The sequence below is a fragment of the Brevundimonas faecalis genome (assembly GCF_040549405.1).
Classification (GTDB): domain Bacteria; phylum Pseudomonadota; class Alphaproteobacteria; order Caulobacterales; family Caulobacteraceae; genus Brevundimonas; species Brevundimonas faecalis.
Map to the genome: position 1 here is coordinate 1,276,157 of NZ_JBEPTF010000001.1, position 12,862 is coordinate 1,289,018.

12 protein-coding genes are annotated in these 12,862 nt (G+C 67.1%); 4 read left to right on the forward strand and 8 right to left on the reverse strand.

All coding sequences use genetic code 11. From position 1 onward, the window contains the following. Positions 1-87: 87 nt before the first annotated feature. From ABIE19_RS06305 to ABIE19_RS06330, 6 genes are read right to left on the reverse strand one after another with little or no spacing between them, the layout of a single operon-like run. Complete coding sequence (locus ABIE19_RS06305) at positions 88-1,089, reverse strand: ABC transporter ATP-binding protein (RefSeq protein WP_354088269.1); 1,002 nt, start codon at positions 1,087-1,089, stop codon at positions 88-90. Beyond that, positions 1,086-2,093 (reverse strand): ABC transporter ATP-binding protein, encoded by a 1,008-nt coding sequence (locus ABIE19_RS06310; RefSeq protein WP_354088270.1) that lies wholly within the window; start codon positions 2,091-2,093, stop codon positions 1,086-1,088. The genes ABIE19_RS06305 and ABIE19_RS06310 overlap by 4 nt, the downstream gene beginning before the upstream one ends. Continuing rightward, entirely contained in the window at positions 2,068-2,964 is an 897-nt protein-coding gene (locus tag ABIE19_RS06315) for an ABC transporter permease (protein WP_354088271.1), read from the reverse strand. The genes ABIE19_RS06310 and ABIE19_RS06315 overlap by 26 nt, the downstream gene beginning before the upstream one ends. Beyond that, positions 2,961-3,887 (reverse strand): ABC transporter permease, encoded by a 927-nt coding sequence (locus ABIE19_RS06320; RefSeq protein WP_354088272.1) that lies wholly within the window; start codon positions 3,885-3,887, stop codon positions 2,961-2,963. The genes ABIE19_RS06315 and ABIE19_RS06320 overlap by 4 nt, the downstream gene beginning before the upstream one ends. A gap of 38 nt (positions 3,888-3,925) precedes the next feature. Then, a complete protein-coding gene (locus ABIE19_RS06325; RefSeq protein WP_354088273.1) occupies positions 3,926-4,444 on the reverse strand; it encodes a flavin reductase family protein in 519 nt (172 codons plus the stop codon). 55 nt (positions 4,445-4,499) lie between these two features. Continuing rightward, on the reverse strand, positions 4,500-5,792 hold the full coding sequence (locus tag ABIE19_RS06330) for an MFS transporter (protein ID WP_354088274.1): 1,293 nt from the start codon (positions 5,790-5,792) through the stop codon (positions 4,500-4,502). A gap of 69 nt (positions 5,793-5,861) precedes the next feature. Between ABIE19_RS06330 and ABIE19_RS06335 the strand changes: the two genes are divergently transcribed. Both ABIE19_RS06335 and ABIE19_RS06340 read left to right on the forward strand, forming a co-directional pair. Next, entirely contained in the window at positions 5,862-6,806 is a 945-nt protein-coding gene (locus ABIE19_RS06335) for an SMP-30/gluconolactonase/LRE family protein (RefSeq protein WP_354088275.1), read from the forward strand. A gap of 18 nt (positions 6,807-6,824) precedes the next feature. Further along, complete coding sequence (locus ABIE19_RS06340) at positions 6,825-8,228, forward strand: FAD-dependent oxidoreductase (RefSeq protein ID WP_354088276.1); 1,404 nt, start codon at positions 6,825-6,827, stop codon at positions 8,226-8,228. 73 nt (positions 8,229-8,301) lie between these two features. Here the strand turns inward: ABIE19_RS06340 and ABIE19_RS06345 are convergent, their stop codons facing one another. Next, positions 8,302-9,936, reverse strand: a complete 1,635-nt coding sequence (locus tag ABIE19_RS06345) for a peptide ABC transporter substrate-binding protein (RefSeq protein WP_354088277.1) — start codon at positions 9,934-9,936, stop codon at positions 8,302-8,304. 160 nt (positions 9,937-10,096) lie between these two features. Between ABIE19_RS06345 and ABIE19_RS06350 the strand changes: the two genes are divergently transcribed. Together ABIE19_RS06350 and ABIE19_RS06355 are read left to right on the forward strand one after the other, a co-directional pair. Continuing rightward, positions 10,097-11,272: an acyl-CoA dehydrogenase family protein gene (locus ABIE19_RS06350; RefSeq protein ID WP_354088278.1), complete on the forward strand. Its 1,176-nt coding sequence runs from the start codon at positions 10,097-10,099 to the stop codon at positions 11,270-11,272. Between the two features lie 9 nt (positions 11,273-11,281). Then, positions 11,282-12,283, forward strand: a complete 1,002-nt coding sequence (locus ABIE19_RS06355; RefSeq protein WP_354088279.1) for an acyl-CoA dehydrogenase family protein — start codon at positions 11,282-11,284, stop codon at positions 12,281-12,283. Positions 12,284-12,350: 67 nt separating this feature from the next. On the opposite strand, the gene fdxA is transcribed toward ABIE19_RS06355, so the two are convergent. Continuing rightward, on the reverse strand, positions 12,351-12,692 hold the full coding sequence (fdxA, locus tag ABIE19_RS06360; protein ID WP_354088280.1) for a ferredoxin FdxA: 342 nt from the start codon (positions 12,690-12,692) through the stop codon (positions 12,351-12,353). Positions 12,693-12,862: the final 170 nt, after the last annotated feature.

The following is a 12,862-nucleotide window of genomic DNA, read 5'->3' on the forward strand; positions in this document are numbered from 1 at the left end:
TCCGGCGCATTCGGACGCGCGATCGCGAAAAGGCCGGTCCTTCGGGACCGGCCTTTTCCTTTTCTCGACGGCGATCCTGGAGAGGGATCAGTCCTCGGCCGGGACCGCGAAGTGACAGGCGGCGGCGTGGTCGCCGAAAGGCGTCTGGAGGATGCTGGTCTGGGGAATGCGGGCCCGACAGGGCGGCGCCTGGTCCGGGCAGCGGGTTCGGAAGACGCAGCCCGACGGCGGGTCGATGGGGCTGGCGATCTCGCCCGTCAGACGGATCGGAGGACGCGCCGCCTGCCGCGCCGGATCGGGAATCGGCACCGCGGCGATCAGGGCGCGCGTATAGGGATGGCGGGGCTGGTCGAAGAGGGTCTCGCGCGGGCCTATCTCCATGACGCGGCCCAGGTACATGACCATCACCCGCTCGCACAGGCGGCGCACCACGGACAGGTCGTGGCTGATGAAGATGACGGCCACGCCGAAGTCGCGCTTCAGTCTGCGGATCAGGTTGATGATCTGGGCCTGGGTCGAGACGTCCAGGGCGCTGACCGGTTCGTCGCAGACCACGATCCGGGGCTTCAGGATCATGGCGCGGGCGATGCTGACGCGCTGGCTCTGGCCGCCGGACAATTCGTGCGGATAGCGGTCGTAGAATTCGGGGTTCAGGCCGACATTGCGCATCATCTCCCGCACCGCCGCCTCGCGCTCGGTCGAGGTCAGTTCCGGTGAGAACAGTTCCAGAGGCTCGCCGATGATGCGGCCGACCGACATGCGCGGATTGTGGCTGGACAGGGGGTCCTGGAAGACGATCTGGATGTCGCGTCGCAGGGGGCGCATCTCGTTCGCCGACAGGCCCGCGATGTCGCGGCCCAACCACAGGACGCGACCTTCGCTCGGCTTGATCAGATTGACGATGGCGCGGCCCAGGCTGGACTTGCCGCAGCCGGACTCGCCGACGACGCCCAGGGCCTCGCCCGCGCGAACCTCGAAGGAGACGTCGTCGACGGCCTTCACCGTCTGGGTCGGTCCCCGCTGGAACATGCGCCTGGCGACCGGATAGGCGACCTTCAGGTTTTCGACGCGCAGCAGGACTTCGCTCATAGGACCGTCTCGGCGTGGCAGGCGCTGCGATGGGCCGGACCGGCGCGGGGGCGCAGCGGGGGCGCGGTTTCGGCGCAGACCGTCATGGACTGGCCGCAACGGGGCCGGAAGGCGCAGCCGGCGCCCAGGCGGGCCAGGTTCGGCGGCTGGCCGGGGATCACCGGCATGTCGACGTCCGGATCGGCGTCGATCGCCGGCACGGAGCGCAGCAGACCGGCGGTGTAGGGATGGGCCGGGCGATAGAAGAGGTCCTGCACCCCGCCTTCCTCGACCACCCGGCCGGCGTACATGACGGCGGCGCGGTCGCAGACGGAGGCGATGACGCCCAGGTCGTGGGTGATGATGATGATGGCCGTGTCCGTGTGCTTCTTCAGCCCGGCGAAGATGTTCAGGATTTCAGCCTGGACCGTCACGTCCAGGGCGGTGGTCGGCTCGTCCGCGATCAGCAGGGACGGCTTGCACAGCAGGGCCTGGGCGATCATCACGCGCTGACGCATTCCGCCCGACAGTTCGTGCGGATACTGGCCGATGCGGCGCTTGGCGTCGGGAATGCGGACCATCTCCAGCACTTCCAGAACCCGTTCGCGCGCGGCCTGGGCCGAGGCGCCCTGATGCTGCATCAGGCTTTCGCGCATCTGTTCGCCGATGCGCATGAAGGGGGTCAGGGCGCTCATCGGGTCCTGGAAGATCAGGGCCATCTCCGAGCCGCGGATCGTGTCCAGCGCCTTGCGCGGGGCGTTCAGGATCTCGCGTCCGTTCAGCCGGGCGCTGCCGGTCGCGTGGCCGTTCTGGGCCAGCAGACCCATGATGGACATGAAGGCCTGGCTTTTGCCGGAGCCGGATTCGCCGACGACGCCGAAGCACTCGCCGCGTTCGACGCGCAGGTTCAGGCCGTTGACGGCGGCGACCACGCCTTCGTCGGCGTGAAAGCGCACCGTTAGATCCTGGGTCTCCAGGACCGGCGCGCCGGAGCCCGGCTTAGCGATCTCTGGGGTCGAGGGCATCACGCAGTCCGTCACCGATGAAGTTGAAGGCAAACAGGGTCACAGTCAGGAAGAAGGCTGGGAAGATCAGCAACCAGGGCGCGCCGGCCAGTTCCGTGCTGCCCTGGGCGATCAGCAGGCCCCAACTGGTCAGCGGCTCCTGCACGCCCAGGCCCAGGAAGCTCAGATAGCTTTCGATCAGGATGTTCACCGGGATCAGCAGGGTGACGTAGACGATCACCGCCCCCGTCACATTGGGGATGATGTAGCGGGTCAGGATCTTCGAGCGCGGCAGGCCGATGGCCCAGGCGGATTCCACATACTCCTTGCGCTTCACCGACAGGGTCTGGCCCCGCACGATCCGCGCCATGGTCAGCCATTCGACGGCGCCGATGCACATGAAGACGAAGAAGATGTTCTTGGCCCGGAACACCGTGACCAGGATGACGATGAAGAACAGGGTCGGCAGGGCGTAGATGACGTCGCAGATGCGCATCATGACCGCATCGACCCGCCCCCCGAAGAAACCCGAAATCGAGCCGTAGACCACGCCGATGACGAAGGCGATGGCGGTGGCCAGCAGGCCGATCGCCAAGGATATCCGCCCGGCGTAGAAGGTGCGGACCATCAGGTCGCGGCCGTTCACGTCGGTGCCGAACCAGAAACCGCTGCTGAAGGACGGCGGGCTGAGGACATGGCTCCAGTTCACCTCGACGATGTCGTGAGGGCTGAGGGCCGGTACGAGGAAGGACAGGATCGCGATGATCGCGATGACCACGACCCCGCCCATGGCCATGCGGTTGCGCATGAAACGATCCAGCGCGCGGCGGCCCGGCGACTTGCCGGGCGGAACGGCGTCCAGGGCGGGGGCGTTGATGATCTGTTCGGTCATGACGCCTGCTCCGCGCGGGGATCCAGGAAGCGGTAGGCGATGTCGACCAGCAGGTTCATCAGGATGATCAGGGCGGCGTAGAGGATGGTGATGCCCATCACGACCGGATAGTCGCGGTTCACGGCGCCTTCGATGAAACTGCGGCCGATGCCGGGCAGGCCGAAGATCTGCTCGATGACGACCGAGCCGGTCATGACGGTGGCGATGGCCGGGCCCAGGTAACTGACGACCGGCATCAGGCCGGCGCGCAGGGTGTGGCGCCAGATGACGAGGCGTTCGGGCAGGCCCTTGGACCGCGCGGTGCGTACGTGATTGGCCCGCAGGACCTCCAGCATGCTGCCGCGTGTGATGCGGGCGACGATCCCCGCCTTGGGCAGGGCCAGGGCCGCGACGGGCAGGATCATGTGGCGGATGTCGCCGCCCTGCCAGCCCGCGATCGGCAGCCAGCCCAGGGTCAGGCCGAACAGCAGGACCATCAGGGGCGCGGTGACGAAGGTCGGCACGGCCACCCCGAACATGGTCAGGGACATGACGCCGTAGTCGACGGCGCTGTTCTTGCGCAGGGCGGCCATCAGGCCGAGCGCGATGCCAAGGCTGGTTCCGACCGCCACGGCGGACAGGCCGATCTGGGCGCTGACGGGGAAACCCTGGACGATGATTTCGGAAACCGTGCGGTCCCGGAAGACGAAGGACTGGCCCATGTCGCCTTGCAGCAGGCCGCTGAAATAGAGCCAGAACTGAACCAGGACCGGCTTGTCCAGATTATAGGCCGCCTCGAGGTTCGCCAGTTGCTGGGGATCGAGATCGGCCAGGCTGTCAAACGGGCTGCCCGGCGCCAGTTTGATGATCAGGAACGACACCACGATGATGACGAGTATGGTCGGCACGGCGATCAGCAATCGCCTCAGGATCATGGTCAGCATTTATCGGCTATCCCCCATTCCGAACCTGCTCATTCCGGTCATGCCGAAAGCTGACGGAAGCCGCCAGCGTGAAACGTCAGCGGGGCGGTCAGGGTGTTGAGGCGGGCGTGTTCGACGCGCCAGATGTAGAGGACATGATCCCCGGCCTCGACGCGGCTCCAGGGGCTGCATTCCAGATGGGCCAGGCTGCCGTCGATGATCGGCGCCCCGCGCGGACACGGACTGTGAGCCACGCCCGCGAACTTGTCGGGCAGGGGAGAGGCGAAGCGCAGCGCCAACTCGGCCTGTTCCTGGGACAGGATGCTGATGATCCCTGCCGTGGCCCGGTCGAAATGTTCCAGGCTGGGCGAGGTCTTCTTCAGGCTCCATGACACCAGGGGCGGGTCCAGGGAGACGCTGGTGAAGGAGTTGACCGTCAGGCCGCAGGGCTCGCCGTCGGGCGTCAGGATCGAGACGATCGTCACCCCCGTGGGAAAGGCGCTGCTGACGCGCCGCAGCACCAACGGCTCCACCCCTTGGGGCGGCGGGCTGTCATGGATGTGAACGGCGTGTGGCATGATTCAAACATAACACGTTATATGATTATAACAACATCTTCTCTTGGGTCGTTTCCTAGCGAGACGGGGCCTCCTGCTCCAGTTCCGGCGAGAGGCGCGAGAGGCGGAACCAGGCCCAGGCGGTCGCGCCCAGGCACAGGGCGACGCCGCCCAGAAAAGCCGCGTGCAGCCCCAGACGGGCCGCGCTCAGGCCGATCAGCAGGGCGCCCAGGTCCGGCCCGCCTCGGACCAGGATGAACCACAGGCTCATCACGCGGCCGCGCATGGCGTCGGGCGTGCTGGTCTGGACCAAGGTCTGGGCCGAGATGGAGAAGACGGCGGTGAAGGCGCCGGCGGCGGTCAGGATCAGGCAGCCGATCCAGAAGTTCGGCGTCAGGATGAAGGCCGCGACGCACAGGGCGTAGAGGAAGGCCGCCTTCAGGGTCGAGGCGGTCATGCCGTTCAACGGTCGCCCCGCTGTCCAGAGGCCGCCCAGCAGACTGCCCAGGGCCAGGCTGGAGGTCAGGGCGGCGACGGCCTCCACCCCGCGTCCATGAATGCGGCTGACCAGGGCCGGCAGGAAATCTGACACCGGACGCACCGTCAGCACCACCACGACCAGCATCAGGAACAGGGCCAGGGCGCCGGGGTGGGTGGCGACGTGGCGCCATCCGGCCTTCAGACGATTCGCGACGCCTTCTTCGGAGGCTGGGCGTGCTGCCGGGCGGGTCGCGTCCTTGGGCAGGCGCAACATCAGGATGGCGGCGGCCATCACCAGGAAGGTCAGGGCGTTGATGAGGAAGGCGGCGCCCGCATCCCAGACGACCAGTATGAGGCCCGCGACCGCCGGACCGATGAAGCGCGCCGTGTTGAAGGTCATGGAGGAGAAGGAGACCGCCGGCCCGATCAGGCCGGGTCCGACCAGTTGCGGAACCAGGGCCATGCGCGCCGGTTGTGACAGGGCGGTGATCCCCGCCAGCAACCCCTTGAACACCACTAGCAGCCCAATGTTCAGAGCCTCCATTCGGTAAAGGGCGAAGAGGGTGATGGTCAGAAGGAATGAGGCGCCCTGGGTCAGGAGGGTCAGCTTCAGCCGGTCCAGGCTGTCGGCCAGCACGCCCCCGGCCAGGCCCGCCAATATGGTCGGGATCAGGCCTGCGGCCGAGACCACGCCCAGCCACAGAGGCGACTCGGTCATGCTCCAGGCGGTCCAGCCGAAGGCGATGGCCTGAATCCAGGTGCCGATCAGGGAGACGGCGTTGCCCGCTGAATAGACCACATAGTCGCGTCGGCCCAGAAGGGCGCGCAGGGTGGCGATCCGCATGCCCGGGGCCTTGTGCGGTGCGGGGCGACGCTCATGTTCGCTCACATGCGATCTCCATTTGATATATTGTCATGATGTTCGTATGACTTGGCGATCGTCAAGAATGAGGCGGCCATGTCCAACCCCAATTCTCCATCCGCCGTCAGAGGCGCCGTCGGCGACCTGGATCTGCGTTCCGGCGACGTCGTCGTGGCCGTCAACGACACGGAGCAGCCGGTGGATTTCCGCGCCGGGCTGAAGGGCTGGGGCCGTCTGTGGCTGTGCGACGCCGATCTGAAGGCGAAGGGCGAATGGCGCACGGGGCGGCCCGGACTGGTCATCGGCCTGATGCTGGACCCGTCAGGGCGCTTCTTCGTCAGTTCGCCGCAGTTGCATGAGCTGGAATGTTTCGATGCGACGACGGCGGCCTGCGCCGTGCGTCTGCCGCCGAGCCGTCGATACGGCAATATGACGGCGGACGGCCGGGGCGGCGTCCTGATCGGCGTCCATTCCGGATACGGCGATGCGGAGGGCGTCGGCGCGACCGACGATCTGGGCGACGGCAAGCTGGTCCGCTTCGATCCGGAAACGGGCTTCGCCGAGTCCTTCGATGTCGAGACCGACGGGGGGCGGGGCGGCAAGCACTACGTCAGCAACCCGGCCTTGGCGCCGGACGGCCGGACCGTCTTCTACACTTCCGAGGCGGGACGCGTGGTCAAGCGATACGACATCGAGACCCGGCGCCAACTGGAGGATTTCCTGCGCGTGCCTGAAGGCGAGGGCGGCACATACGGCGTCGACGTGGCGCCCGACGGTCGGGTCCTGTTGGCCACGGGGACGGGCGCCTGGCTGCTGTCGCCGCAAGGAGAGACGATCCGTCGCTATGACAGCCCGATCGTCGGCGGCTGGACCCGCGCCGCCTTCTGCGTCGACCCGTCGGCCTTCTTCTTCAGCAACTTCGTCGAGGGAGTGCTGGAAAAGCGCTCGGTCGCGACCGGAGAGGTGCTGGCGGAGCTGAAGACCGGCCTGGGCGGCGCCCTGACCACAGCGGTCGAGTTCGCGCCGCGCGGCGGCGTCTGATTTCCCCTGGAGCGAACCATGTCAGAGCCGACCTATGATTTCGTCATCGTGGGCGCCGGCCCCGCCGGGCTGACCGCCGCCATCGCCGCCGCCGACCGGGGGGCGCGCGTCGCCCTGTTGGAAACGGCGGATCGGATCGGCGGCGCCCTGCTGATCAACCGGGGCCAGTTGAGCGGCGCGGGCACGCGCCTTCAGGCCGAGCGCGGGATCGTCGATACGCCCCAGGCGCACTTCGACGACGCCATGCGGCTCAGCCGCGGCACGACGGACCCCGATTTCCTGGACCTGGCCGTGCGCCTGCAGGGACCGTTCGTGGACTGGCTGATGGACAACGGCTTCGAGATGGAGGCCGACATGCCGCGCACCATCCATGGCAACGAGGCCTATTCCATCCCGCGCACCTACTGGGGGCGCGAGGAGGGGCTGTCGATCCTCAAGGTCCTGGCGCCCATGATCGAACGTCACGCGGCCGCCGGATTGATCGACGTCATGACGAAGACGGAGGCCGAGCGCCTCTTGACCGAAGACGGTCGGATCGTCGGGCTGGAGACCCGCGACGGGCGGCGCATCCTCGGTAACGCCGTGGTTCTGGCCTCGGGCGGATATGCGGCGAACGCGGGGCTCTTTTCCCGCCTGCACGACGGCTACACCCTGTGGTCCGGCGCCTATGAGCATTGCAGCGGCAAGGGGATCGAGATGGGCGAGGCGGTCGGCGGGGCCGTGATCCTGGCCGACACCTTCATGCCGAACTTCGGCGGCTTTCTGGATCACACCCTGGATCCGCCCCGCTATCGGGCGCCGGGAGGGCTGACGCCCCAGGATCGGCCGCCGTGGGAAATCATCGTCAATCGCCAGGGGCGTCGTTTCTATCGCGAAGACAACGACAGCGTCGATGAACGCACCGTGCGTCTGATGGAGCAGGACGGCTGTCAGGCCTGGGTGATCTATGACGAGGCGATCCGGGGCGCGGCGCCGACCCTTTTCACCTTCTTCCCCCACAACACCGAGCGTTTCTACGAGCCCGAGGGCTGCATCGTCCGGGCGGAGACTCTGGCGGACCTGGCCGAGGCGTGCGGGATCGCTCCTGGCGGCCTGACCGAGACGGTCGCGCGCTACAACGCCATGGTCGAGGCCGGCCGGGACGAGGATTTCGGGCGCACGCACATGCCGCGGGCCATCGAAGCCGGTCCCTTCTACGCCCTGCCGATCGTGGCCTATACGGTGCGGGGCTATGCGGGGTTGAAGGTCGATCTGGACTTCCGCGTGCTGGACGCCGACGACCGGCCGGTTCCTGGCCTCTACGCGGTGGGCGAGATCCTCGGCTCCCTGCTGTCGGGCAAGGGCAGCGTGGGCGGCATGAGCCTGGCGCCGGCCCTGGCCTTCGGTCGGCATCTGGGGGAGAGGGCGCCGTTGTCGCGCTGATCTGAGCGCAAGATGTCATGAAAAACCCCCGGCGGATCGCGCCGGGGGTTTGTCTTTTTGGCCTTTGAGGCCGTCAGGCCTTGAGCGACAGGTGACGCGACAGATACTGACCGCGGACATTGTCCACCCAGCCCTGGACGCGCGGATTCACCAGATAGTTCCGCACGTTGAAGTAGATCGGAATGACCGGGAAGTCGTTCATGACCTGCAGTTCCAGCGCCTCCAGCGCGCGCAGGCGTTGCGCGGGGTCGATGATGCGGTCGGCCTCGGCCAGGGCGCGGTCGTACTCCGGGTTGGAATAGTGGGACAGGTTCTCCGTCGCCCCCGTCTGCAACAGCATCAGGAAGCTGACCGGATCCTGGAAGGGGGCGTAATACTGATAGCGGATGGCCTGGAAGTCGCCCGAGCGGCTGTCGGCCACGACATTGGCGGCGCCGACGTTCTCCAGCGTGATCTTGGCGCCGATCTGCTCCCACATGGACTGAAGGGCGACGGCGATGCGGCGGTTCGATTCCTGGCCGCCGAACTTGTAGGTGATCTCCAGCGGCTTGGCCGCCGAATAGCCGGCCTCGGTCAGCAGGGCGCGAGCGCGGTCCAGGCGGGCGGCCATGGCTTCGGACGCCATCGGCACGGCCGGAGACTTGTAGTCCGGCATGGCGCTGGGGACGACCGTATAGGCGGGCACGCCCTCGTCCTTCATCAACTGGTTGGCGATCAGGTTGCGGTCCGTCGCCAGGGACAGGGCCTCGCGTACCCGGCGATCCTGGGTCGGCCCCTTGGTGTTGTTCAGCAGCACGTAGAAGACCCCGATGGCGGAGGAGGAGTGCAGCGACTGCGCGAACTCGCTGTTGCGCAGGGCCGCCAACTGGTCGGTCGGCACGCCGAAGACGATGTCCAGTTCGCCGCCGCGGAAGCGGGTGACGGCCGTCGCCTGACGCTCCACCGGATAGAAGACGACCTCCTCGATCTTCGCCGAGGCGGCGCCGTAGTGATTGGGGTTCTTCTTCAGCTGGATCGAGGTGTTCGGCACCCATTCCTTCAGGGTGTAGGCGCCGCTGACCACGATGTTCTGGGGCGTGGTCCAGCGCTGGCCGTGGGCTTCGATGGCGTGGCGCGGCACCACGGTGCTGGCGAAGGCGGCCATGGCGTCGGGCAGATAGCGGGTCGGCTTCTCGACCTCGATGATCACGGTGCGCGCGTCGGGCGCACGGACGCCCAGGCTCTCGATCGGCGCCGCGCCGCGCTGGATCGGCCGGAAATTCTTCAGCGAGGACAGGGTGCGCCCGCCCAGGGTCGGCGACTTGGGATCGACGCAGCGACGGAAGGAATAGACGAAGTCCTCGGCCGTCAGGGCCTTACCGTCCGACCAGCGCAGACCGTCCCGCAGGCGGAAGCTGTAGGTCAGCTGATCGTCCGAGACGGTGAAGGATTCGGCCAGGCCGGGGATCAGCTTGCCGGCCGCATCGACCGACATCAGGCCCTCGAACAGGTCATAGACCAGGGCGGCGCCCGCATTGCCCGGGACATAGTGGGGGTCGAGGGTGCGCGGCTCGTCCGAGGTGCCGCGTCGCAGGATGGGCGGGCCGCCGGCCCCCGCGCCCCCGCCGCCGCAGGAGGCCAGCAAGGGGCCCAAGGCCACGCCGCCCAGAATGACGGCCGAAGCCGTGAACAGCCGCCGACGCGGCATGGATACGCTGAAATCCGACATGACCCCTCCACTCCACTGAGTTGAACCTGACGCTAGGTGAAAACCGATTGTTCGGCAATCATCTCTTCCCATTATCATGTTGTCATGTTAATGGTACGTCTTAAGTGGCGTCGGGGGATTCCAAATGAGGGCGGACCGGCGCGGCATGTCAGGGCTCCAGATGAATTACGCTCCCATACGCAGCAGGCAAGGCGAACTGGTCGAGGCGGCGGAGTCCCTGGGGGACGTGCTGAAGGCGCGCGCCTGCGACGCGGAGCTGAATCGCCGTCTGTCGCCGGAGACGATGGCCGATCTCTTCGCAAACGGCCTGCTCGGTTATTTCGTGCCGGCGCGGTTCGGCGGCTCCGAACTGGACTGGGGCGCCCAGATCCATATCGGACGGGCCCTGGCGCATCACTGCGGCTCCACGGCCTGGATCGGCGGCGTGGTGGGCTCTCACGCCCTCTACATCGGCCGCATGGACCCCAGAGCCCAGGACGATGTCTGGGGGGCGGGCGCGAACGTCCTGGTTTCGACCGGCTCGGTCATGCGCGACGTGACTGTCGAGACCCTGGCGGGAGGATACCGGCTAAGCGGCCGCTGGAGCTTCTGCAGCGGCGTGGACCACGCCAGCTGGGCTCTGCTGCGCGCCTCGCCAAGCGGCGATCATCGCCAGTCCTACTTCCTGATACCGCGCGCCGACTTCGCCATAGAAGACGACTGGTTCGTCAGTTCCATGAGCGGCAGCGGATCCAAGAGCGTCCTGGTCAAGGACGTCTTCATCCCTGATTACCGCGTGCTGTCGATGGCCGATATGATGGCCCCGTCGCCGCCGGGCGCCCAGGCCAACGCCCATTACCTGTACAGCGGCTCCTTCCGCCCCTTCTCGGGCAGCAATCTGATGGGGCCGATCCTGGGCGGGGCGGAGGCCGTGCTGTTCGAGTTCGAGCGGATGATGGCGACGGGCGAGGGGGGGGTGGACGCCTCCGATGTCCAGTGGCAGCTGACTTATGCCGAAGCGGCGGCCGAGATCAGCGCGGCCGAACAACTGATCAACCTCATGATCCGAACCCAGACGCGTTACGGCTCGGTCGGCTTGCCCATACCCAAGGCGGAGCGCATCGCCGTGGTGCGGGACCGCACCTATGCCGCTCGGCTGTGCCTGAACGGCGCGACGCGGTTGGTGACGGGGCTCAGCGCCGACAGCGTCCTCAAGGACGCGCCGATCCAGCGCATGTTCCGCGACCTGCAGGGCATGATGCAGCAGATCGGGGTCAACTGGGACCGCAATATGATCAACTGCGCCAAGGCCTCGCTCGACATGAACACCGACATTCCCGAACTGAACGCGGACTAGGCGGCGCCGATGAACTGCACAGACATTCTTTCGCGCGCCCAGGCCCTGGCGGTCGAACTGAAGGCGCAGGCGCGCGCCACCGACGATGGCGGACTGTCCGCCGAGCAGGTCATGGCCCTGGCCGAGGCGGGCTTGCTGGAGCCCGCCGATCCGGCCGTGGTGATGGAGGTCGGCCGCGCCCTGGGTCAGGGATGCGGGGCTTCGGCCTGGCTGGCCACGGCCTTTGCGTCGGCGTCCGCGGCGGTCCAGCGCGACCCTGATCTGGCGACGATCGTGGGTGCGGGGCGAGTCACCCTGGGTGGTGTTCCAGACGAGCAGACGTTGAACTTGGTCGACGGGCAGATACGGCTCAGCGGCGTCTGGCCCAGCGTCGGCGGTCTGGATCACGCTGAGTGGATATTGCTGTCGGGGCTGAGCTGGGAGGGGGCGCCGGTCTGCGCCCTGGTCTCGGTCGGCGATGCGACGGCTTCGGCCTATCCCCATCGCGGCGGCTTGCGCGGCCTGGTCTGGCGCAGGGTGGCGTTGGCGGATGCGCCGGTGCATCTGCTGTCCGTCGGCGACGAAGGGCGGGGCGATCCCGGTCGGCAGGCCCTGTTGCTCGGCGCCCTGGTCGGCGTGGCCCACGGCGCCTACGCCGACTACGTCGGCTCGACCCGCGCCCGGATCAGCGGCGTGGGCGGTCAGGCCGTGGCCCAGTTCACCCAGGTACAGGCGCGTCTGGCGGAATCCCATGCGGAGTTGAAGGCAGCCGACGCTCTCTATGACGAGGTGCTCGGACATACGGCCGACGGCCAGGCGGATACCGCCGAATGCGATCGCGACCGCGCCTATATCGCCCGCAAGGCGGTCGAGGCCGTCAATCGTCTCCTCGGTCAGATGGGGGCCATGGGCCTGGCCGAGACCAATCCGGTCCAGCGCCGCTTCCGCGATCTCCGCGCCCTGGCCAGCACGCCGCGCCTGGACTGGACGGCCCAGGCGCCGGCCTTCGGTCGGCACGAACTGGGTCTGTGACTTCGACCTGCATGCCCCCAACCTCGCCCGACCGCTGCCTGGCAGTCGGGCTTTTTCTTGGCCGAAGTCAGGAGCCGTCGCCCGGGGCCTCGGAGAAGAAGCGATTGAACTTGTCGGCCTGTCCGCGATAGGCGTCGGAATCGGCCAGGGGGCGGCCCCGGACGTTGATATTCGGCCAGACGCGGGAATAGGCGGTGTTGACCTTCAGCCAGCGACCGTCGGCCTCGTCTTCGGACTGGGGCTTGATGGCGTCGACGGGACATTCGGGTTCGCAGACGCCGCAGTCGATGCATTCGTCCGGATTGATCACGAGGAAATTCTCGCCCTCGTAGAAACAATCGACCGGACAGACCTCGACACAGTCCATCAGCTTACACTTCACGCAGGGATCGGTGACGATATAGGTCATTGAATTCCTGTTGTCTTTTGATTGGACGGCAGGGCGATCAGGCTGGTTGGACCGCGCGTTCCGCTGGATCGCTAAAAGCGGTAGAAACATCGCAATGTTATGACATAATGACAATAAGAAATAAGCGCGCGGCGACCTGAGAAGGGGCTGTGAAAGCGAGCAAGGGAGAG

Excerpts from the sequence above, each read along its gene's own strand:
- ABIE19_RS06345 (WP_354088277.1), bottom strand. The coding sequence starts at position 9,936 with ATGTCGGATTTCAGCGTATCCATGCCGCGTCGGCGGCTGTTCACGGCT.
- ABIE19_RS06305 (WP_354088269.1), bottom strand. The coding sequence starts at position 1,089 with ATGAGCGAAGTCCTGCTGCGCGTCGAAAACCTGAAGGTCGCCTATCCG.
- ABIE19_RS06355 (WP_354088279.1), top strand. The coding sequence starts at position 11,282 with ATGAACTGCACAGACATTCTTTCGCGCGCCCAGGCCCTGGCGGTCGAA.
- ABIE19_RS06315 (WP_354088271.1), bottom strand. The coding sequence starts at position 2,964 with ATGACCGAACAGATCATCAACGCCCCCGCCCTGGACGCCGTTCCGCCC.
- fdxA (WP_354088280.1), bottom strand. The coding sequence starts at position 12,692 with ATGACCTATATCGTCACCGATCCCTGCGTGAAGTGTAAGCTGATGGAC.
- ABIE19_RS06325 (WP_354088273.1), bottom strand. The coding sequence starts at position 4,444 with ATGCCACACGCCGTTCACATCCATGACAGCCCGCCGCCCCAAGGGGTG.
- ABIE19_RS06310 (WP_354088270.1), bottom strand. The coding sequence starts at position 2,093 with ATGCCCTCGACCCCAGAGATCGCTAAGCCGGGCTCCGGCGCGCCGGTC.
- ABIE19_RS06340 (WP_354088276.1), top strand. The coding sequence starts at position 6,825 with ATGTCAGAGCCGACCTATGATTTCGTCATCGTGGGCGCCGGCCCCGCC.
- ABIE19_RS06350 (WP_354088278.1), top strand. The coding sequence starts at position 10,097 with ATGAATTACGCTCCCATACGCAGCAGGCAAGGCGAACTGGTCGAGGCG.
- ABIE19_RS06335 (WP_354088275.1), top strand. The coding sequence starts at position 5,862 with ATGTCCAACCCCAATTCTCCATCCGCCGTCAGAGGCGCCGTCGGCGAC.
- ABIE19_RS06320 (WP_354088272.1), bottom strand. The coding sequence starts at position 3,887 with ATGCTGACCATGATCCTGAGGCGATTGCTGATCGCCGTGCCGACCATA.